Origin of the sequence: Kineococcus glutinatus, assembly GCF_039542765.1 — a bacterium.
Classification (GTDB): domain Bacteria; phylum Actinomycetota; class Actinomycetes; order Actinomycetales; family Kineococcaceae; genus Kineococcus_A; species Kineococcus_A glutinatus.
This window is the reverse complement of the sequence record NZ_BAABIL010000670.1, coordinates 1-1,575: the sequence shown is the minus strand read 5'-3', so window position 1 is coordinate 1,575 and position 1,575 is coordinate 1. Positions and strand designations below refer to the sequence as shown.

Genomic DNA, 1,575 nt, shown 5'->3' with positions numbered 1-1,575 from the left:
ACCGACGCCCTGACGGGGCTGCCCAACCGGCGCACCGCCGACGCGGAGCTGGAGCGGCTGTGCGCCCGCGCCCGCGCGGAGGGCCGGCCGCTGTCGGTGGCGATGATCGACCTGGACCGGTTCAAGGTCTTCAACGACACGTTCGGCCACCAGGCCGGCGACAAGCTGCTGCAGGGCGCGGCCGAGGCGTGGCGCTCCACCCTGGAGGAGCGCGGTGTCCTGCTGGCCCGCTACGGCGGGGAGGAGTTCCAGGCGCTGGCGCTGGGGCTGCGGGCCGAGCAGCTGCAGGCGGTGCTGGAGGGTGCCCGCGCCGGTACGCCCGCCGGGCAGACGTTCTCCGCCGGTGTCGCGCAGTGGGACGGCGCCGAGGGCGTCGCGCTGCTCGTCGGCCGCGCGGACGTGGCGCTGTACGCGGCCAAGCGCGCCGGCCGCGACCGCGTCCACCTCGCCGCGGCCGGGACGGGAAGCCCGCGGGGAGCCGCGGGCGGTCGGAGCCTGCCCCAGCCGGTGTGAGGCGCCCGGTGGCGGTGCGCCCCGCTGGGCCGAGCGGGTGGCGCCGTGCTCAGCACGGCCTCGCAGCGGTCGAGGGAAGAAGCATGAGGAAGGTCTTCGCCGCCTACGCGGCGCTGGCGGGCACCGGGCTGCTCGTGTACTCGCTGCTGCCCGGCAGCCTCCTGGCCAGCGCCGTGAACCTCGGTGTCGGTTCGCTCGCCCCGCTGGCGGTTCTCGTCGGGGTGCACCGCAACCGGCCCATCCGCCGCGCCCCGTGGTTGTGGGTGGGGGCCGGCTGCACGGCGTTCCTGGCGGGCGACGCGGTCTACGCCTGGTACGAGCGCGTGCTGGGTCTGGACCCCTTCCCCTCCCCGGCCGACGTCGCCTACCTCGCCGCCTACCCGCTGCTGGCGGTGGGCTACATGCTCCTGGTTCGCGGCCGCCAGCCGGGCCGCGACCGCGAGAGCCTCGTCGACGCCGGCACCTTCACCATCGCCCTGGCGCTGCTGTCCTGGGTGCTGCTCGTGCGCCCGACGTTCGCGGCCTCCGGTGGCGACCTGCTCGACCGCGCGGTGAGCATGGCGTACCCGCTGGGGGACGTCCTCGTCGTCGGGCTCCTGGTGCGGCTGCTCACGACCCCCGGCGCCCGCACGGCGTCGTTCTGGCTGCTCGTCTCCTCCAGCACCTGCCTGCTCGCGGCCGACACCGCGTTCCAGCTCGCGGACCTGCACGGCGCCTCGCTGCCGCAGTGGGTGAACTGCCTGTTCCTGGCGGCGAACCTGCTCGTGGGGGCGTCGGCGCTGCACCCGTCGATGCGGCGGCTGTCCGAACCCGCCCCGGACACCGCGGCGCGGTTCACCCGGCGGCGGCTGGCGGCACTCACCGTCGCCAGCCTCGTGGCCCCGGGGGTGCTGGCGGTGCAGCTGCTGCTCGGCGGGCCGCTGGACGGCTGGGCGGTCGTGGTGAGTTCCACGGCGCTGTTCCTGCTCGTCGTGGCGCGCATGGCGGGGCTGCTGGCCCGCGTCCAGGAGCAGGCGGGGGAGCTGGCGGCGATGGCCCGCACCGACGCCCTGACGGGGCTGC

At 76.3% G+C, this 1,575-nt stretch carries 1 protein-coding gene and 1 pseudogene; both read left to right on the top strand.

What is annotated here, in order from left to right; genetic code table 11:
• Positions 1 to 513, top strand: a 513-nt coding sequence (locus ABEB16_RS19890; protein WP_345713935.1) for a GGDEF domain-containing protein, incomplete at its 5' end; no start/stop codon positions are given.
• A gap of 83 nt (positions 514 to 596) precedes the next feature.
• Positions 597 to 1,575 (top strand): annotated as a pseudogene (locus ABEB16_RS19885) (putative bifunctional diguanylate cyclase/phosphodiesterase); the annotation flags it as partial.